Raw genomic sequence first — 17,150 nt, 5'->3', positions numbered from 1 at the left:
GTAAGGAATCACAACCATGCGTCATCGTAAGAGTGGTCGTCACCTCAATCGTACGAGCTCGCATCGCCAGGCCATGTTCAAGAACATGAGCGTGTCGCTGATCGAGCACGAGGTCATCAAGACAACCCTGCCCAAGGCCAAGGAGCTGCGTCGCGTCATCGAGCCGCTGATCACCCTGGCCAAGCAGGACAGCGTCGCCAACCGTCGTCTGGCCTTCAGCCGCACCCGCTCGAAGGAAGCGGTCGGCAAGCTCTTCAATGAGCTGGGTCCGCGTTACGTCGAGCGTCCGGGCGGTTACGTCCGTATCCTCAAGTGCGGCTTCCGCACCGGCGACAACGCGCCCATGGCCTTCGTCGAGCTCGTCGACCGTCCGGTCGTCGAGGACGAGGAAGCCGCCGAGGAGTGATCCTCGGCCGGTCTTCCGGCGATCCGGCAAGCGCTGTAAAGAAAAACCGGCTCCCGCAAGGGGCCGGTTTTTTTCATGGGGCGTCTGACTATTCTGTTGGAGTCCCTGAGTCGCGGCTCATTCGGCGACAGGCCTGAGCGGGGGCGCTGTGAACCCCTCCCTGGGCGCTACCGACGCCCTGCTTCGCTCTCGCGTCCTGCTACGCTTGCAGGACCGGTGCTGGCCATCCATGGCCAGCCCGTTCGAAGCAGTGCTTCTCACCCCTGGCGTAGGACCCCCTCCAGGCCTGTCCCCGACGCCGCTCGCTTCGGTGTCGCGTCAAGTCGTGCCTGCTGTCTCTTTTCGTGAGTGTTTGGCCCGCTCCAGCAGCGGCTTGAGGAAGCGGCCGGTGTGGGAGGCCGCGTTGCGCGCCACCTGCTCCGGGGTGCCCTCGGCGATGATGCGCCCGCCGCCGCCACCGCCCTCGGGGCCCAGGTCGATGATCCAGTCGGCGGTCTTGATCACGTCCAGGTTGTGCTCGATCACCACGATGGTGTTGCCGTGGTCGCGCAGGCGGTGCAGCACGGTGAGCAGCTGGCGGATGTCCTCGAAGTGCAGGCCGGTGGTGGGCTCGTCGAGGATATAGAGGGTCTTGCCGGTGTCGCGCTTGGCCAGCTCCCGGGCCAGCTTCACACGCTGGGCCTCGCCGCCCGAGAGGGTGATGGCGCTCTGGCCCAGGCGGATGTAGGAGAGGCCCACGTCGAGCAGCGTCTGCAGGCGGCGGGCGATGGCCGGCACCGGCGAGAAGAACGCCAGCGCCTCCTCCACGGTCATCCCCAGCACCTCGTCGATGCTCTTGCCCTTGTAGGCGATCTCCAGGGTCTCGCGGTTGTAGCGCTTGCCCTTGCAGACGTCGCAGGGCACGTAGATGTCGGGCAGGAAGTGCATCTCTACCTTGATCATGCCCTCGCCCTGGCACGCCTCGCAGCGCCCGCCCTTGACGTTGAACGAGAACCGGCCGGGCTTGTAGCCCCGCGAGCGCGCCTCCTGGGTGCCGGCGAACAGCTCGCGGATCGGCGTGAAGATGCCGGTGTAGGTGGCCGGATTGGAGCGTGGGGTGCGCCCGATCGGGCTCTGGTCGATGTCGATCACCTTGTCGAGCTGATCGAGGCCCTCGATGCCATCGTGGGCCGCCGGCGTCAGGCTGGTGGCGTGGTTGAGCTCGCGGGCGGCGATGGGCATCAGGGTCGAGTTGATCAGCGTCGACTTGCCGGAGCCGGAGACGCCGGTGACGCACACGAACAGCCCCAGCGGCAGCTCGAGGGTGACGTCCTGGAGGTTGTTGCCGCGAGCGCCGGCGAGGCGCACCACCTTCTCCGGATTGCCGGGGATGCGCCAGGGCGGCACCTCGATGCGCCGGGTGCCGGCGAGGTACTGCCCGGTCAACGATTCGGGGTTGGCGATGACCTCTGCGGGGGTGCCCTGGGCGATGATGCGGCCGCCATGCACGCCGGCGCCGGGGCCGATGTCGAGCACGTGGTCGGCGGCGCGGATGGCATCCTCGTCATGCTCCACCACGATCACGGTATTGCCCAGGTCGCGCAGGCGCTCCAGGGTCTGCAGCAGGCGGTCGTTATCGCGCTGGTGCAGGCCGATGGAGGGCTCGTCGAGGATATACATCACACCCACCAGGCCGGCACCGATCTGGCTGGCCAGGCGGATGCGCTGGGCCTCGCCACCGGAGAGGGTCTCGGCGCTGCGCTCCAGGTTGAGGTAGTCGAGGCCCACGTTGACCAGGAACTCCAGCCGGGCATGGATCTCGTTGACGATCTTGACGGCGATCTCGCCGCGGCGCCCGGGCAGCTCGAGCGCCTTGAAGTAGCGCCAGGCCTCGCCGATGGGCAGGCGCACCATCTCCGGCAGGCTGCGCTCGTCGATGAAGACATGGCGCGACTCCTTGCGCAGCCGGCTGCCCTCGCAGGCCGGGCAGGGCTGCACGGCGATATAACGCGCCAGCTCCTCGCGCACCATGCTCGACTCGGTCTCGCGATAGCGGCGCTGGAGGTTGGGCAGCACGCCCTCGAAGGGGTGTTCGCGCGTCACCTTGCGGCCGCGGTCGTTGACGTAGTGGAAGGCGACCTCGTCGTGGCCGCTGCCGTGGAGGATCACCTCGCGCTCGTGGCGCGCCAGCTCCTGCCACGGCGTTTCCAGGGTGAAGCGGTAGTGGTCGGCCACGGCCTGGAGCTGGTTGAAGTAGAAGACGCTGCGCCGGTCCCAGCCCTTGATCACGCCCTCGGCCAGGGAGAGCTCCGGATGGCTGATCAGCTTCTCCGGGTCGAAGACTTGCTGCACCCCCAGGCCGTCGCAGGTCGAGCAGGCGCCGGCCGGGTTGTTGAAGGAGAACATGCGCGGCTCGAGCTCGGCGATGGAGTAGCCACACACCGGGCAGGCGAAGCGCGCCGAGAAGGCGATGTCCTCCTGTTCGCCGTCCATGAAGTGGACCATGGCGACGCCGTCGGCGAGGCCCAGGGCGGTCTCGAAGGATTCCGCCAGACGCTGCTGCAGGCCCTCGCGCACCTTGATGCGATCCACCACCACGCTGATGTCGTGCTTGCGGGTCTTCTCCAGGGGGGCGATGTCGTCGAGCTCCAGCACCTGGCCGTCGACCATGGCGCGCACGAAGCCCTGGGCGCGCAGTTCGGCGAGCAGCTGCAGGTGCTCCCCCTTGCGGCCCTTGACCACCGGCGCCAGCAGCATCAGCTTGCTGCCCTCGGGCAGTGCCAGCACCTGGTCGACCATCTGGGAGACGGTCTGGGCCTCGAGGTCCTCGCCGTGCTCCGGGCAGCGCGGAGTGCCGGCGCGGGCGAACAGCAGGCGCAGGTAGTCGTAGATCTCGGTGATGGTGCCCACGGTGGAGCGCGGGTTGTGGGAGGTGGACTTCTGCTCGATGGAGATCGCCGGCGAGAGCCCCTCGATATGGTCGACGTCGGGCTTCTCCATCATCGACAGGAACTGGCGGGCATAGGTGGAGAGCGACTCCACATAGCGCCGCTGCCCCTCGGCGTAGAGCGTGTCGAAGGCCAACGACGACTTGCCCGAGCCGGAGAGCCCGGTGACCACGATCAGCCTGTCGCGGGGCAGCTCGACGTCGATATTCTTCAGGTTGTGGGTGCGCGCACCCCTGACCAGAATCCTGTCCATTCCCACCTCATGAGCGCGGCAAAAGAGCGCGGCAAAAGATCGATTATACGGGCCGGCGTCCGGCGGCGGCAAAGCGGCGGTAGATGTCGGCTTTCCCTGGCAGGTGGCAAACCGCTAGAATAGGCGGTCCACTCCTGGGCGCACGACGCCCCTCCAGGGAAGAATCGCTACGCCTATGCGCAAGGTCTCCGGGCTGCTGCTCCCCGCTGAACGGCGCGCCATCACCGGCCTGGCCGGTCTCTATGCCACCCGCATGCTGGGCCTGTTCATGGTGCTGCCGGTGCTGGCCCTGTATGCCGACGATCTGGCCGGCGCCACACCGCTGCTGGTGGGCCTGGCGCTGGGCATCTACGGCCTGACCCAGGCCACCCTGCAGATTCCCTTCGGCCTGCTCTCCGACCGCTTGGGGCGCAAGCCGGTGATCGCCGGCGGCCTCGTGCTGTTCCTGCTGGGCAGCGTGGTGGCGGCGACTGCCGATACCATTGGCGGGGTGATCCTGGGCCGCTGCCTGCAGGGCAGCGGCGCGGTGGCCGCGGCGATCATGGCGCTGCTCGCCGACCAGACCCGCGAGCAGGTGCGTACCGCCGCCATGGCCACCATCGGTCTCTCCATCGGCGTGGCCTTCGCCGTGGCCATGGTACTGGGGCCGCTGGTGGCGGCCAACTTCGGCCTCTCCGGGGTGTTCTGGTTCACCGCCGCCCTGGCCGCCCTGGGGCTGCCGGTGCTGTGGAAGCTGGTGCCGGCGGCGCCGCGGCGCCTGCGCCATCGCGACGTGGGCATCGACCGCGCCCAGCTGGGGCGCACCCTGGGGCGCCCCGACCTGCTGCGCCTGGATCTTTCGATCTTTGCCCTGCACCTGGTGCTGATGGCGATCTTCGTCGCGGTCCCCTTCCGGCTGCTCGACGCGGGGCTCCCCAGCGAGCGCCACGGCCTGGCCTACCTGGGCGTGATGCTGCTGGCCTTCGTCGGCATGGTGCCGCTGGTGGTGATCGCCGAGAAGTACCGCCGCATGAAGGCGATGTGCCTGCTGGCCATCGCGGCGATGCTGGCCAGCCTGCTGGGCATGGCAATGGTCGGTGCCGGGCTCTGGGGGCTGCTGGGCTGGCTGCTGCTCTACTTCATCGGCTTCAACCTGCTCGAGGCCACCCTGCCGTCGATGATCAGCAAGCTGGCCCCGGCCGGCGCCAAGGGCACGGCCATGGGGGTCTATTCGACCAGCCAGTTCCTGGGTGCCTTCCTGGGTGGCGTGCTGGGCGGGGCCCTCTCCCAGCAGTGGGGCCTGCCGGCGGTGTTCCTCGGCGCCGCCGCGTTGACCACGGCCTGGCTGGCGGTGATGGTGGGCATGCGTCAGCCGCCGCACCTGGTCAGCGAGGTGGTGGCGCTTGACGACGATCACGGCGATGATGCCCTGGAGACCCTGATGGCAAGGTTCGCCGAGGTGGCCGGCGTGGAGGACGTGCTGGTCGTCCCGGAGGAGCGCCTGGCCTACCTCAAGGTGGATCGTCAGCGCCTCGACGAGGAGGCGCTGGCAAGACTGATCGATACGGGAAGGGAGCACGCCTGACGGCGTGCCCTTCACTTCATGGCGCGGGGCGCCAGGCGGCGGCCCCGGCCCGCGACACGATGCATGCATGACAGCGTATCCATGGCGCTGTGCTCAAGACAACGTACTCAAGACATCGTATTCAAGATCACAAGGAGTCACTCATGGCCCGTGGCATCAACAAGGTCATCTTTTATCACTGCCACCTAACTATACGATTCTGCTCTATGGTCGGGCTGTGAGTCCTGGCGGCTAGATACCTATGGATGCCTTGCGTTGTTGGATGACTGAGAGATTCTGTAAAGCTCACCCGGCTGCAGTCGTATAGAACCGAAGGAGCAGAGCTGAGAGGAACCTGCTGCTCTTAGTATGGCTCGTTTGCATAAGCATAGCGACATAGTCACCATATGTTTGAAAATAGCGAAGGCGTTTTGGTTAGCGCCCATTTTTTCCAGTCTTTCTTTCCCATTTAATTTTCTGTCTTTAACTTTTTCTGGCTTGGTGGGTTTAATATTTTAATTTATTTTCTGAATGTTGGCTTTCCTTCAGTTTTTGAAATGGAAGAGTGCGAAGTTATCGTTGATGGCGCTATAACAAGTTGAGAAGGGTCTGTCGGTATTGTCCGGAAAAATCAACCCTATAAATCGCATCGCCTGGATAGTCGTATGAGTATTTTTTTATGATTTCATCGCGTTCGGGGGCAGAGGGTTTGTTTTCGTCAGGATGGTCTTCGTCGTGGCTGGCTCCGGTTGTAGCGAGGGGTGTTTTCGTCTTGCTGAAAGGAGATTTCACTTTCCTTAGTACAGAGAGGTCATTAGGAAGGTCCTCCGCAACGCGTACAGCATATCGACTAAGATTGGACTCTGCTAACATAAAAAACCAAGCCTTGTCATCTTTCTTCCCCTTTCGCCTCAGTACTCTCCCCAAAACCTGGCGATAGTGAAGCTCTGTCCTAATGCGGCTTAAATAGCAGCATACTTGAAGGCGTGGGATATCTGTTCCTTCGCTAATCATCCCAACTGCCACAATCCATCGGCAATCACTATGTCGAAAGCGGTTGATGACCTGATGGGCTCCCGGGGTCTTGTTAGTGACAACATGGCAGGCCTCTCCTTTTGCCTCTAGGGCTAGGGCGATCTGGTGGGCGTGCTCGATATCGGTTGCAACGACCAAGCCTGCCGCATCCGGCTCTTTTCGCCGCACTTCATCCAACCTCTCACAAGCTAGGCCTAAAATATGAGACATCACATCATCGTGACGAAGGAGGTCCTCGTAGGTGATTGGGGAATCTCCGAGCAATGCAGCAATGCTTGGAAAGAGCCTGGCGGCGCTCTTGGCCTTCATTTCCTCGGTTAGCTTAACCTCCTGGTTATCTAGAAGAACGATACGCGGAGAGCGGCACACATTATCAAGGATGGCCTCTCTTAGGCCGTATTGATAGTCGCAGATCAATTCACCTTCTGGTGATGAATAACGTGCTAGGGCTATGGGTAGGTCATCAGAGCGCCACGGAGTGCCCGACAATGCCAACGTATAGGCAGCACGGTCCTGGATTCTCTTTAGGATTTGCTGCCCCCAGGCATTGCTCAACAGGGGATCATGTCCGGCGCAGTGGTGGATCTCATCAAAGACGACGAACACGCGATACTCATCAAGTAGCCGCCAGAAGGTTTCATCCCGGTGCTCCATTGCCTGGTAGGTGTAAGCACCGCCAACGGCACCGACCAAGCCATCGAGCCGCTTGCCAAGTACGTCTGCGAAGGTCGTACGAAACCCGTCCACTACCTGGCATGAGGGCGCAAAGCAGAGCACCAGATCGATCTTGTTGATCTCAAAGAGACAGCGTGCCAGCGCCGCTGCCAAGCGTGTCTTGCCGGCGCCCGGTGTTGCCTGGCATAGGAAGTGCGGTGTGGCAACAAAATGGGCCAGCGCTGCTTCGATGCACCGCTGCTGCCATGTACGCAGTCCCGGCATCGTCATTGCGAGGGCAACGCAGTGAGCGTCTTCTCTACCGCTCGGAGGTGGCCCAAAAGGCGCGAGCTGCGATCCTTGGCCTCTTGATACTCGTGTTCCACGTGGCTGCGGAGGTGAGGCATCTCATCGAGTAGTTGCTTGTATCGCTCTGTTTCCCCCATCGATGTCAGGAAGTCCAGACGGACTTCCTTGAGGGTCGCCTCCAAGCGCTGGTACACCTCAGCATCGGTTCCGGAAGCAGCAAGGCTCATCGCGGGTTCCGGCGACGCCCGCTTTGCCTTGTATTGGGGCTTCAAGCTCTTCTCAAATCCTTTGTCAACCAGCATCAGCTGCAAGTGTTCCGGCATGGGACGCAGATGATAGACCTGCCCCCGCTTACGGCGCTCATCGTCGAGTACGAGCCAGCCTGCCCGCAGCATGCGGCGAATCTGCTCGTACACATAGCGGCGAACCTCACCGAGCTTATAGGGGCTGTCCCCTAGTCGGGAGGCATAGGCATCCCGCAGGGTTGCGGTAGTGAATTGCGTGAGCCCCTCGTCCTGCAGCAGCTCATATAGCCGCTTGTCGAGGGTGAACGAAGTGGGCTTCATGGGAGATCCGAGGAAGAAGGAATGAAATGCGGATTATAATCCGTGGCTTGTGGGTCCGCAAACGCATGATAGTGCCGCCTCAAGAGATTTTGAGGCGTCCATGGACCAGCTGGCGAAAGCGGTAGGGGAACGGATTCGGCACCGGAGGAAGGCTCGCGGGCTATCTCAGGATAACCTAGCCCTGTTGAGCGGTATTGACCGAAGCTATGTGGGTCGCATTGAGAGGGGTGAAGTCAACATCACTGTGGAGAAGCTCTACCTAATCGCCAGGGTGCTCGCCTGCGATCCCGCCACGCTGCTTCCCGAATTCCAAGATATCTTTAAGTAATATTGTTCAGCCATCACTGGTATGGTGTCACTATTATACGAGCCAGTTAACATTGCCCATGCCACCACCAATGAATGTGGACAGGTTTCCGCCCATTCCGGTGATCTATCTCATGAGGCCGAGTACAGACCATTGCTTGAAGGCGATTATGAAGGCATCTTGCCATTGTGAACATATAGATTGATAATCTTAGGATTTGACACCATAATCGTAATCATCATTCACTTTCATGAGGAGCTCCATGTCAATTCTCACTACCTACATGCAGAAGGAACAGCAGCTTAGGCAGCTCCAGGAAGAACTGGATAGGCTAAAGAACGACGATCGCCTGAAAACCGAGCTGGATTTCAAGAGCCACCTCGAAGACCTAATGCGGGAGTTCGACAAGTCAGCCGCCGACGTCATCAAGCTACTCGATCCGACATCGATTTCTAACAAGGGATCCAGCAGCACCAAGAGCACCGGCCGCGCCAAACGCAAGCTGAAGATCTACAAGAACCCGAACACAGGCGAAGTCGTCGAGACCCGCGGCGGTAACCAGAAGACGCTGAAGGCCTGGAAAGAAGAATACGGTGCCGATACCGTAGAAAGTTGGGTAGTACGAACTGAAGACTAAAGAGTACTCACCTGCTCACCCAAAACAGGTGGACAGGTCAGCTTTCGCTCAGAAGCTGACATTCAGCTAAACCGGATATTAGGCAACTGGACACTCACTAATTTTTCGCGCAAAGTAGTATTTTTTTGCTCGAGATATAGACTCTTTATTTACTTCAGCCAATTGTCTTCTATTAATTCTTTGGTCGCTTTCACCAGCCCAGAAGGCCCGTTTTGGAGAAATGGGAATAAATGCAAAATCTCCATAACCATCTGCAACCAAAAACTCACCATCTTGAGCCTCAATCAACCCCCATTTAAATTGGCTACAAGCATCCCAATATTGATCAAGTAAAGTTTGAATTTCAAGCCCAGACGAAAAGCGGGATGCTACCACTCCGCCTTCCCGAACAAAACTACAATTTTTGTTTTCAAGGATTTCCTCCTGATCTTTTGTTAGGCCTGAATCGGATATGCCATTTAGAACTACATCTGTATGGCTACTTAAGTGGAATTCATGCCTTAACCGCCAGAGAAGGCAATATTTAGAAATAGCCTCATGATCTCTTTCTGAAAAGTTCTTGATATTATCAATCTCTTCATGAAACCTATCTTCAATAGGAGTCATGTATCCCTTTTCTGCACGTTGGTCCCATGTGCGTTTAGTACAAAATATCTTTGCTCGTTTATGCCTTCTAACTATTTGACCGGAAGATAAATCCATTACTTCCACCTTATCGTCCGAATCGTAAAACATTGAAATAGCATGTGCCGTATGGTAATGCTGATCAATGGTTAACTGCCTAGGGTTTTTTCTGATTGTTGGCTCGTACGCCATCTATCTTCCTTCTTCCAAACTGTCACCACTTTTTCAACTCGGATAAACGCTCATGCGGCTATTGCCGACATGCATATCTGCTTCGGCTAGCTAGCTGCCAATTCAGCTCCATCAGCTTAGCCTAAAATTCGGCATCCGGCCAAGAGCAGACTTTCAGCTGACTCGCATATGTCACTAAGCCATAGACGGCAATGAACATTAGCGGGATTGTGGCCCTATGCAGCACCCTGCTGGGACGGCTTCAGTGAAAAACATTATAACATCGAATATCCGTCCATTCCGCAAGGCGGATCATAAGTACCATGCCAACCAATTAACACGCGACCAAACGAATCTGAAAAATATCGTGCACCAAGTGTAATCTTTACCACCCCTCCAGCATAAGCCACAAGCATTGCTTCCCTTGCACAATGCTCTATGGCTTCCTCCCATCGGTCACTGCTTGGTCCCAAGTCGGAATCAGTGGAACTAGCCCACAGCGACCCCTCATCGTGTAATGATCTCTTCAAGAGAGCAGCCAATTCGACAAAACCCTTTTCCACAGCCACATCTACAGCAGTTTTCCCGTCACGAGATGGCTTGTTAGCTGAAGCACCAAGTCGAATTAATTCTCTACAAGCCTGGACATTTCCAAAATAAGCTGCTTGATGTAAAAAAGACCATCCAGATGTTTCCTTTTCGTAGCGGCTACATCGTTTCGCGATAACCGGAAAGTCCTTCCATTCGGATAAAACTTTCTGCCAGCGCCCTATTTTTGCCTGATCGTAAATTTCTTCTATGATAACTTTCAGCTCACTCATGGCCACCTCCTTTATAAAAAATAATTTAAATAACCTTCCTAATCTCATAACATCATCTGAAAAATATGCTCCAAACGGCCATAAGCGGACTTTGAAGTCGGCGATTCTCTGGAGCGGAAATCGCTTAGCTTACTTGGCCACCTACATTCCACCGATAGAAATTCTCATTTCTTAACATCTACTCATCAATCGACTCGCCAACTTTTGTCCTAATATCCGTTAATGCTGCATTCCACCCACGTCAAGCGCGAATGTAGCACCATCCGGCAGCTTGAAGCTCCGCGAGGGTGACTACTGCTGCCGCTACCTCCGCGAGGCCGGTTGTGTTATCGAGGCCCTGCGCGACTAGGGAGTTGTGGCACAGTCGCAGATGGGGGTCAGTTTCGTCTGGATTCGCCAAGGCTGCGGCCACCGCCCCCGCATTGGCCACTATCAGCACCTCGGCATCGGGGCGGGCCTTGCTCAGGTTGCGGAAGTTGCGCCGTGCCCGGACGAGGGCGTCGGCGGTGGGGGCATGCAGCAGGACGCGAAGCGCGGCCATGGGGCCTCCTGGTTCTCGGGAGTGGGGGGGACGGACGTCAGTGGGCGGCCCCGATATGGCGCTCGACGGCCTGCAGGCAGTCGGCAAAATCCGGGTGGTCGCGGCGGTCGTCCAACGGCAGCGGGATATTGAGGGTCTCCACCACCCCTGCCGGCCGATCCGGTGCTTGGCCGCCCAGCACTATCACCCGGTCGGCGAGCAGCACGGCCTCCTCGATGTCGTGGGTGACGAAGACGATGGCGGCCTCGGTACGGCGGCGCAGGTCGACCAGCTCCTGTTGGAGGCGGCGCCGGGTGATTGCGTCTAGGGCCGAGAAGGGCTCGTCCATGAACAGCACCCTCGGGCGCACAGCCAGGGCCCTGGCGATACCTACTCGCTGCTGCTGGCCTCCAGACAGGGTATGCGGCCAGCGCTCGGCATAGTCCTCAAGCCCCACCAGCGCCAGGGGCTCCAGGGCCCGTTGTCGCCGCTCGGCCCGTGAGAGGGCGAGCCCCTCCAGCCCCAGTTCTACATTGGCGCGTACACGACGCCATGGGAAGAGCCGTGGTGCCTGGAAGACCATGGACCAGGCCCGAGTGTCGCGAGCTCCGCCCTCGGGAATCTCGACCGTGCCCTCCTGGGGAGCGAGCAGCCCGGCCAGGGCGCGCAGCAGGGTCGACTTGCCGACCCCCGAGGCGCCCACCACGGCGACGAACTCCCGGGGGTGGAGGTCGAGGTCGACGCCGGCGAGCACCGGCGTGCCACTGAAGCCCAGGCGGATGCCGCGTGCGCGAAGCACCGGGGGCAGGGTCGTCTGGGAGGCGGTCACGGCTGCCACCTGAGCAGTCGGCGCTGCAGGGTCATGAACAGGAAGTCGAAGGCCGCATAGAGCCCGGCGATGGTCAGCATGTAGACCACCACGATGTCGGTGGCGAGCAGGCTGGACGCCTCCATCATGCGCTGGCCGATGCCCGGGATGCCGAACAGCTCGGCGGCCACCACCGTCATCCAGCCCTGGCCCAGGCCGGCGCGCAGCCCGCCGAGGATGCCTGGGGCGGCAGCCGGCAGGCTGACCTTGGCCAGCCGTGCCAGGAAGCCGCCCTGGCCGAAGGCACGGGCAACCTCGTCATAACCTGGATCCACCGAGCTCACCGCGCTGTAGCTGGCGAAGTAGTTGATCCAGAACACGCCGATGCTGATGATGAAGGCCGCCGCTGTGGGATTGATGCCGAACCAGATGATCGCGAAGGGGATCCAGGCAAGCGGCGGAATCGGGCGCAATAGCCGGGCCAGCCAGGCATGTAGGGCATCGACGGCCGGTAGCAGGGCCGCCGACACGCCCACGGTGATGCCCAGCAGCGAGCCCAGCAGCAGGCCCACGCTGTAGTGGGTGAGGCTCGACATCACCACCTCGAACCAGATGCCGTCAGCAACCTCTGCGGCCAGTACACCGGGAATCGTCGAGGGCAGCGGCACCAGGCTGCCTGGCAACAGGCCGCTGCGCAGAGCCAGTTCCCAGAGCAGCAGGAAGGCGGTCAGGCCTAGGGCGCCCAGTAGACTTCGTCGATGCCGTGCCTGGACCGATGTCATGAGCCTGTGTGGTCCTCGGCCACCGCATCGTAGAGGTCGGTGTCGAAAAGCGCGTCCAGGTCGACGCGCTTTCTAAGCGTGCCCTGGGCAGCCTGGAAGTCGTGCATGGTGCGGGTGGCCTCCAGGATGGCATGGGGGTCGGCCAGGTAGTTGGAGGACGGAGAGCGCAGGGCGGCCTCCACGGTATCGAGCTCGATCAGGCGCTTGCCGACGAACTCCCGGACGTGGGGTGCGGCTCGCTCGGGCTCCTCGACCAGTACCTCGGTGGCGCGCAAGTGCAGTGCCATCAGTTCGCGCATCGCCTCGGGGTGCTCCGCCAGCACGCTCTCACGGGCTGCCAGCACTGCACCAGGCTGGCCAGGCAGCATCTCGTCGGCCCGAGCGACGACCCGAGCGCTGTCGTCGCGCTCCTGCACGGTGGTGAGGATCGGCTCGAGGATCGAGGCGCCATCCACCGCCCCGGCCAATAGTGCCTGCTGGACTCGGTCGGCGCCCATAGCGACGATCTCCACGGCCTCCTCGCCCACGCCCAGTCGTTCGACCAGCCAGTAGCGCAGCACGGTGTCGGGCACCGAGCCGCGGGGGAAAGTGGCAATCTGCGGCTTGCGACCCTGCTCTTCGGTAAAGCGGGCGATGGCTTCGGAAGGGTCGTCGACTTGGGCGAACGTCTCAGCCAGCTCGCCTCGAGCCACCAGGCCGATCTGCTCGCGGATACTCGCAGCCAGCACCTTGATCGGCACGCCATTGGCGCGGGCGACCATGGCCGGTCCAATGCCGAAGTACATGACGTCGAGCTCACCGGAGGCCAGCGCCTGCACCATGGCCGGACCACTGGAGAAGCGAGTCAGCTCGAGTTCGAGGCCGATCTCCTTCGTCCAGCCCTCGCCCTCCATCACGAACAGCTGGGCGACCGGGAGGATCGGCATGTAGCCCACCTCGAGGCGGGTGGTGTCCTCGGCCTGGGCCGGACCGGCGGCGATCAGCAGAGCAGCTAGCAGATTTGGGATGCGTAGCATGGAATCTCTCCAAGGATGAATCATTCAGCCCATCCTAACGCGGCGCCTTCTTATTCTTTAATGTTTATTTAAAATAATTTTTTATACCCATATTTAATTTATAGCATCCCATCAAACGAAGCGGACCCCATCCTTGGGACCACCTGACAGGTCAGCTAAGCGCGGACCGGATCATCATTGCCATCTGGCCACCGTCGAGCGGCTCAGGATAAGCCCATGGGTTCCCAGCGGTTCATGACACCTGCTCGTGAGGTGTGGCTGCCCATCCGGCTCACTGCTGTTGCTGTTGCCGAAGGTCTGCCCCTGTGCCAAGTGACCGTCGAGTGCATCGATGCCAACTCTACGTGCTGCCTGTTCTGTGCGATTCCTTGGGCCAGCACCGGTACTGACGAGGGCGCGGGTGATCAACCTCCTGGTGGGCGAAGACCGCGGCATCCTGTTTCGCCGTCTGCGTGACTGCGCGCTTCCTTCGACCTCAGCCCAGCGGCCCCGGCCACAACTGACGCGAGCCTCACGACGGGCGGAAGACGCTGAAGGAATTACGTCCCGACCACTCCATGGCCCGGACAGACGAACATTCGGGCGCGTGGTAAGCGAGCCGGGGTGTTATCAATACTAATGCAAACCATTATTTTTTCGTTTACAGTCCACCGTTATAACTTTGCCGATGCCTGATGGAAAGAAAACGCATGCAATGCTCGTTTCCCGGCACAGCGCTCGCCTTGCTGTTGGGGCTTATGTTGGTCATGGACCACAGCGCCCTGGCCCAGCCAGCGAACGCCGACGAACCACTTCGTGACGACCGTGGCACCCCGATCGAAGCCATGCAGGCCGAGCGGGTGGCGGCCATTTCGACCTTCGCCGCCGATACCCTGGTGGCACTCGGCGTCTCGCCCGTCGGTGCCTCGACGTTCGGCAGTGAGCCACTGCCTAGTTATCTTGGTGCCCCGCTCTCCCACACTCGAAGTCTTGGCCAACGTGCCAGCACCAACCTGGAGCTGCTCACCGAGCTCAAGCCTGAGCTAATCATCGGTATTCACCGCTACACCGAGCCCCACGCCCGCCAGCTCGAGGCTATCGCCCCGTTCTACGCCTTCGATGTGGTCAGCCTTGCGGACAGCCACCGCGCGGTGACGGGTATCGCCACGGCACTGGGCAAACGCGCCGAAGGCGAGGCGCTGAACCAGGCCTTCGACGCTCGCCTTGCCAAGCTCGACGAGGCCCCCGGGGGCGTCAGCGCCATCCTGCTCGCCGGTGCCGGCGAGGCACCCTTCGCTTACTACGATCATTTCCTAAGTGCCACTCTGCTCGAACACTTGAACGCCACCAACGCCGCCGGCCCGTCTCCGACGCCGGAGCAAACTATCCCCTTCGGCTACACCATCAGCCTGGAACGTCTGCTGGCCCTCAACCCAGACGTCATCTTCTTGTTCGCCACCGGCAGCGAGCGAGCCTTCGCCAACAACCCGGTGTGGCCCTATCTCGAGGCGGTGAAGAACGGCCGGGTATACGAGGTCGGCCCACACTGGAAAGAGGGCGGTGGCCCCATCGCCCGCCGCTTGATCCTCGACGAGATGGCCTGGCGGCTATATCCCGAAGACGTTGCGCGTCCTGAGTTGCCGCCTTCCATCGCCAGCCATCCCTATTCATGAACGCCGCTGCCCCGCCATCTGCCGACGGCACTCATGCGGCACCTGCACCTCGCCGTCCGAGCCTCGCTCGGTGGAGCGTACTGCTCGTCATCGTCATTTCCGTCATCGGGGGACTGGCCATGGTCACCGGCAGCGTACCGGTGTCGCTTCACGAGCTAACCGATGTGCTCACCGGCCGGGGCGATGACATGGCCACGATCCTGGTGCTGGAACTTCGCCTGCCCCGCTTCATCGCCGGCCTACTGGTGGGGGCAAGTTTGGGCCTGGCCGGCCAGTTGATGCAGACCGTGACCCGCAACCCGTTAGCGTCGCCCGGCATCACCGGCGTCGTCGCCGGGGCTTCGATGGCGGTGGTGATAGCACAAGTTGCCTGGAGGGTGGACGTCACCTGGTTGCCTGGCATCGGTATGCTCGGGGGCGCGGGCGCCGCCACCCTGACCTTCCTGCTGGCAGCGCGCAGTGGCTTCTCGCCCTTGATGCTGGCCCTGGCCGGGATGGCGGTCACCGCCCTGGCCTCGGCCCTGGTCACCGCCTTCTTGCTGTTCTCCGGCGCCCAGGCGCAACAGCTCTACAGCTGGCTGGCCGGTGGTCTTCAGGGGCGCGGCTGGGCCCATGTCATCCAGATCCTGCCCTGGGCCCTCGGCGGCCTCGCGGTGTCGCTCGGTACCGGCCGCTGGCTTAATCTGATGCAGCTCGAAGATAGCGTGGCGCGCTCCCTAGGCGGGGCCGTCACGTTGTTGCGTCTCGGTTTTGTGACGCTTGCCGTGGCGCTGACCGCCGCCTCGGTGGCGGTCGCCGGGCCGGTGGGTTTCATCGGTCTGGTCGCCCCCCACCTAGTGCGCCTGGCGGCGGGAGTCGACCAGCGGCAGGCGCTGCCGCTGGTCGCCTTGACCGGCGCCCTGCTCGTCACCCTCAGTGACCTACTCGCCCGCACTCTGGCGGCTCCCCAGGAACTGCCACTGGGGCTATTCACCGCGCTGATCGGTGGTCCCCTGTTCATTGCCCTGATTCGCTCGAGAACGCTATGACCCTCTCCGCTCACGCCGCGACACCTATCTTGCCCCACGCCGCCGACAGCGAACCCGTGAAAACCCGCCTACCACTCGGGGTTGCTGTGCTGCTGGGCCTGGTGATTCTAGCTGCTCTCGCCAACCTGCTGTTTGGGGCCGTCCCCCTGTCACCGAGCCGAGCTTGGCTGGCGATGACTGGCTCCGGCGATTCGGCGGTCAGCGATCCGGTGGCTCAGGACATCATCTGGAACCTGCGCCTGCCGCGCCTGCTGGTGGGGGCCCTGGTCGGGATCCACTTCGCTATCGCAGGATCGTTGTTACAGGCGGTTATGCGCAACCCGCTGGCCGACGCCGGGGTGATGGGCATTAACGCAGGGGCGAGCCTCGCGGCAGTGCTGGTCTTCGCAGCCGCCGAGCGTCTTACCGGCGACGGTAACCCCTATCTCCGCGCGGCACTCAGCCTCGACTGGCTGCCGTTCATCGCCTGCCTCGGCGGGCTCGCGGCGGCAGGGGTGGTCTACCGCCTGAGCTGGAATCGTGGTTCGACCCCGGTGAGGCTTGTCCTGTGCGGCATCGCCGTGGCGGGCCTGCTCAATGCCCTGGCGACCGGGGTCCTGGCCGGCTGGGCCCAGGCCACTACCGAAACGGTGCTGGCCTGGCTCTCGGGCAGCCTGTATGGCCGCGACTGGACGCACCTCACGGCGCTGCTGCCATGGACGGCAACCAGCCTTGTCCTGCTGCCGCTGCTGGTTCGAGGCGCCAACCTGCTGCAGTTGGGTGACGAGGTCGCTGCCACCCTCGGGCTTCGCGTCGAGCGCTCGCGCTTTGTCCTGCTGCTGGTGGCGGTACTGTTCGCCGCCAGTGCCGTGGGGGTCGTCGGCCCCGTGGGCTTCGTCGGCCTGATCGTCGCGCATATCGCGCGACTGATGGTCGGCCCCGACCTTAAGCGTCAGCTCATCGTCAGCCCGATATTGGGTGCCTTGCTCGTGCTCGCCTCGGATTTGATCGGGCGTTTCGTACTGGTGCCAGCTGAGATCCCCATCGGAGTGGTTACCTCGTTGCTCGGGGTTCCCTTCTTTCTCGCTCTACTGGCCAGGAGGCGCTAAGCG

General features: G+C 61.6%; 16 protein-coding genes. 7 read left to right on the top strand and 9 right to left on the bottom strand.

Annotation, left to right across the window (positions count from 1 at the left end):
* The first annotated feature begins 16 nt into the window (after nucleotides 1-16).
* Nucleotides 17-406: a 50S ribosomal protein L17 gene (gene rplQ / locus RAN53_RS14000; RefSeq protein ID WP_161430193.1), complete on the top strand. Its 390-nt coding sequence runs from the start codon at nucleotides 17-19 to the stop codon at nucleotides 404-406.
* Between the two features lie 318 nt (nucleotides 407-724).
* On the opposite strand, the gene uvrA is transcribed toward rplQ, so the two are convergent.
* The gene (gene uvrA / locus RAN53_RS13995; protein WP_305797428.1) at nucleotides 725-3,586 is read right to left on the bottom strand and encodes an excinuclease ABC subunit UvrA; all 2,862 of its coding nucleotides are present in this window, start codon (nucleotides 3,584-3,586) and stop codon (nucleotides 725-727) included.
* A 175-nt stretch (nucleotides 3,587-3,761) separates the two neighbouring features.
* On the opposite strand from uvrA, the gene RAN53_RS13990 reads away from it, so the two are divergent.
* The gene (locus RAN53_RS13990; protein ID WP_305797427.1) at nucleotides 3,762-5,150 is read left to right on the top strand and encodes an MFS transporter; all 1,389 of its coding nucleotides are present in this window, start codon (nucleotides 3,762-3,764) and stop codon (nucleotides 5,148-5,150) included.
* A gap of 567 nt (nucleotides 5,151-5,717) precedes the next feature.
* On the opposite strand, the gene RAN53_RS13985 is transcribed toward RAN53_RS13990, so the two are convergent.
* Nucleotides 5,718-7,103, bottom strand: a complete 1,386-nt coding sequence (locus RAN53_RS13985; RefSeq protein ID WP_305797426.1) for a DEAD/DEAH box helicase — start codon at nucleotides 7,101-7,103, stop codon at nucleotides 5,718-5,720.
* Nucleotides 7,104-7,105: 2 nt separating this feature from the next.
* The gene (locus RAN53_RS13980) at nucleotides 7,106-7,693 is read right to left on the bottom strand and encodes a hypothetical protein (protein WP_305797425.1); all 588 of its coding nucleotides are present in this window, start codon (nucleotides 7,691-7,693) and stop codon (nucleotides 7,106-7,108) included.
* Nucleotides 7,694-7,793: 100 nt separating this feature from the next.
* Between RAN53_RS13980 and RAN53_RS13975 the strand changes: the two genes are divergently transcribed.
* Together RAN53_RS13975 and RAN53_RS13970 are read left to right on the top strand one after the other, a co-directional pair.
* Nucleotides 7,794-8,021, top strand: a complete 228-nt coding sequence (locus tag RAN53_RS13975; protein ID WP_305797424.1) for a helix-turn-helix domain-containing protein — start codon at nucleotides 7,794-7,796, stop codon at nucleotides 8,019-8,021.
* A 241-nt stretch (nucleotides 8,022-8,262) separates the two neighbouring features.
* Nucleotides 8,263-8,637: a histone-like nucleoid-structuring protein, MvaT/MvaU family gene (locus RAN53_RS13970; protein WP_305797423.1), complete on the top strand. Its 375-nt coding sequence runs from the start codon at nucleotides 8,263-8,265 to the stop codon at nucleotides 8,635-8,637.
* A 78-nt stretch (nucleotides 8,638-8,715) separates the two neighbouring features.
* On the opposite strand, the gene RAN53_RS13965 is transcribed toward RAN53_RS13970, so the two are convergent.
* The 6 genes from RAN53_RS13965 to RAN53_RS13940 form a co-directional block, all read right to left on the bottom strand.
* Nucleotides 8,716-9,453, bottom strand: coding sequence for a hypothetical protein (locus RAN53_RS13965; protein ID WP_305797422.1), 738 nt, complete (start codon nucleotides 9,451-9,453; stop codon nucleotides 8,716-8,718).
* A 254-nt stretch (nucleotides 9,454-9,707) separates the two neighbouring features.
* Nucleotides 9,708-10,253, bottom strand: a complete 546-nt coding sequence (locus tag RAN53_RS13960; protein ID WP_305797421.1) for an ankyrin repeat domain-containing protein — start codon at nucleotides 10,251-10,253, stop codon at nucleotides 9,708-9,710.
* A 241-nt stretch (nucleotides 10,254-10,494) separates the two neighbouring features.
* Nucleotides 10,495-10,794, bottom strand: coding sequence for a hypothetical protein (locus RAN53_RS13955; RefSeq protein ID WP_305797420.1), 300 nt, complete (start codon nucleotides 10,792-10,794; stop codon nucleotides 10,495-10,497).
* A 37-nt stretch (nucleotides 10,795-10,831) separates the two neighbouring features.
* A complete protein-coding gene (locus tag RAN53_RS13950) occupies nucleotides 10,832-11,602 on the bottom strand; it encodes an ABC transporter ATP-binding protein (RefSeq protein WP_305797419.1) in 771 nt (256 codons plus the stop codon).
* Complete coding sequence (locus RAN53_RS13945; protein WP_305797418.1) at nucleotides 11,599-12,363, bottom strand: ABC transporter permease; 765 nt, start codon at nucleotides 12,361-12,363, stop codon at nucleotides 11,599-11,601. Before RAN53_RS13945 ends, RAN53_RS13950 begins: the two co-directional genes overlap by 4 nt.
* The gene (locus tag RAN53_RS13940; RefSeq protein ID WP_305797417.1) at nucleotides 12,360-13,379 is read right to left on the bottom strand and encodes an ABC transporter substrate-binding protein; all 1,020 of its coding nucleotides are present in this window, start codon (nucleotides 13,377-13,379) and stop codon (nucleotides 12,360-12,362) included. The genes RAN53_RS13945 and RAN53_RS13940 overlap by 4 nt, the downstream gene beginning before the upstream one ends.
* A gap of 746 nt (nucleotides 13,380-14,125) precedes the next feature.
* Here RAN53_RS13940 and RAN53_RS13935 point away from each other — a divergent pair.
* From RAN53_RS13935 to RAN53_RS13925, 3 genes are read left to right on the top strand one after another with little or no spacing between them, the layout of a single operon-like run.
* Nucleotides 14,126-15,031 carry an ABC transporter substrate-binding protein gene (locus RAN53_RS13935; protein ID WP_305797416.1) on the top strand — a complete coding sequence of 302 codons (906 nt, stop codon included), beginning with the start codon at nucleotides 14,126-14,128 and terminating at the stop codon, nucleotides 15,029-15,031.
* Nucleotides 15,028-16,059 carry a FecCD family ABC transporter permease gene (locus RAN53_RS13930; RefSeq protein ID WP_305797415.1) on the top strand — a complete coding sequence of 344 codons (1,032 nt, stop codon included), beginning with the start codon at nucleotides 15,028-15,030 and terminating at the stop codon, nucleotides 16,057-16,059. Before RAN53_RS13935 ends, RAN53_RS13930 begins: the two co-directional genes overlap by 4 nt.
* Nucleotides 16,056-17,147 carry a FecCD family ABC transporter permease gene (locus RAN53_RS13925; protein ID WP_305797414.1) on the top strand — a complete coding sequence of 364 codons (1,092 nt, stop codon included), beginning with the start codon at nucleotides 16,056-16,058 and terminating at the stop codon, nucleotides 17,145-17,147. Before RAN53_RS13930 ends, RAN53_RS13925 begins: the two co-directional genes overlap by 4 nt.
* Nucleotides 17,148-17,150 lie beyond the last annotated feature (3 nt).

It is taken from the genome of Halomonas sp. SSL-5 (assembly GCF_030708455.1).
Taxonomy (GTDB): domain Bacteria; phylum Pseudomonadota; class Gammaproteobacteria; order Pseudomonadales; family Halomonadaceae; genus Halomonas.
This window is presented reverse-complemented; position numbering and strand designations above follow the sequence as displayed.

Excerpts from the sequence above, each read along its gene's own strand:
- rplQ (WP_161430193.1), top strand. The coding sequence starts at position 17 with ATGCGTCATCGTAAGAGTGGTCGTCACCTCAATCGTACGAGCTCGCAT.
- uvrA (WP_305797428.1), bottom strand. The coding sequence starts at position 3,586 with ATGGACAGGATTCTGGTCAGGGGTGCGCGCACCCACAACCTGAAGAAT.
- RAN53_RS13990 (WP_305797427.1), top strand. The coding sequence starts at position 3,762 with ATGCGCAAGGTCTCCGGGCTGCTGCTCCCCGCTGAACGGCGCGCCATC.
- RAN53_RS13985 (WP_305797426.1), bottom strand. The coding sequence starts at position 7,103 with ATGCCGGGACTGCGTACATGGCAGCAGCGGTGCATCGAAGCAGCGCTG.
- RAN53_RS13980 (WP_305797425.1), bottom strand. The coding sequence starts at position 7,693 with ATGAAGCCCACTTCGTTCACCCTCGACAAGCGGCTATATGAGCTGCTG.
- RAN53_RS13975 (WP_305797424.1), top strand. The coding sequence starts at position 7,794 with ATGGACCAGCTGGCGAAAGCGGTAGGGGAACGGATTCGGCACCGGAGG.
- RAN53_RS13970 (WP_305797423.1), top strand. The coding sequence starts at position 8,263 with ATGTCAATTCTCACTACCTACATGCAGAAGGAACAGCAGCTTAGGCAG.
- RAN53_RS13965 (WP_305797422.1), bottom strand. The coding sequence starts at position 9,453 with ATGGCGTACGAGCCAACAATCAGAAAAAACCCTAGGCAGTTAACCATT.
- RAN53_RS13960 (WP_305797421.1), bottom strand. The coding sequence starts at position 10,253 with ATGAGTGAGCTGAAAGTTATCATAGAAGAAATTTACGATCAGGCAAAA.
- RAN53_RS13955 (WP_305797420.1), bottom strand. The coding sequence starts at position 10,794 with ATGGCCGCGCTTCGCGTCCTGCTGCATGCCCCCACCGCCGACGCCCTC.
- RAN53_RS13945 (WP_305797418.1), bottom strand. The coding sequence starts at position 12,363 with ATGACATCGGTCCAGGCACGGCATCGACGAAGTCTACTGGGCGCCCTA.
- RAN53_RS13940 (WP_305797417.1), bottom strand. The coding sequence starts at position 13,379 with ATGCTACGCATCCCAAATCTGCTAGCTGCTCTGCTGATCGCCGCCGGT.
- RAN53_RS13935 (WP_305797416.1), top strand. The coding sequence starts at position 14,126 with ATGGACCACAGCGCCCTGGCCCAGCCAGCGAACGCCGACGAACCACTT.
- RAN53_RS13930 (WP_305797415.1), top strand. The coding sequence starts at position 15,028 with ATGAACGCCGCTGCCCCGCCATCTGCCGACGGCACTCATGCGGCACCT.
- RAN53_RS13925 (WP_305797414.1), top strand. The coding sequence starts at position 16,056 with ATGACCCTCTCCGCTCACGCCGCGACACCTATCTTGCCCCACGCCGCC.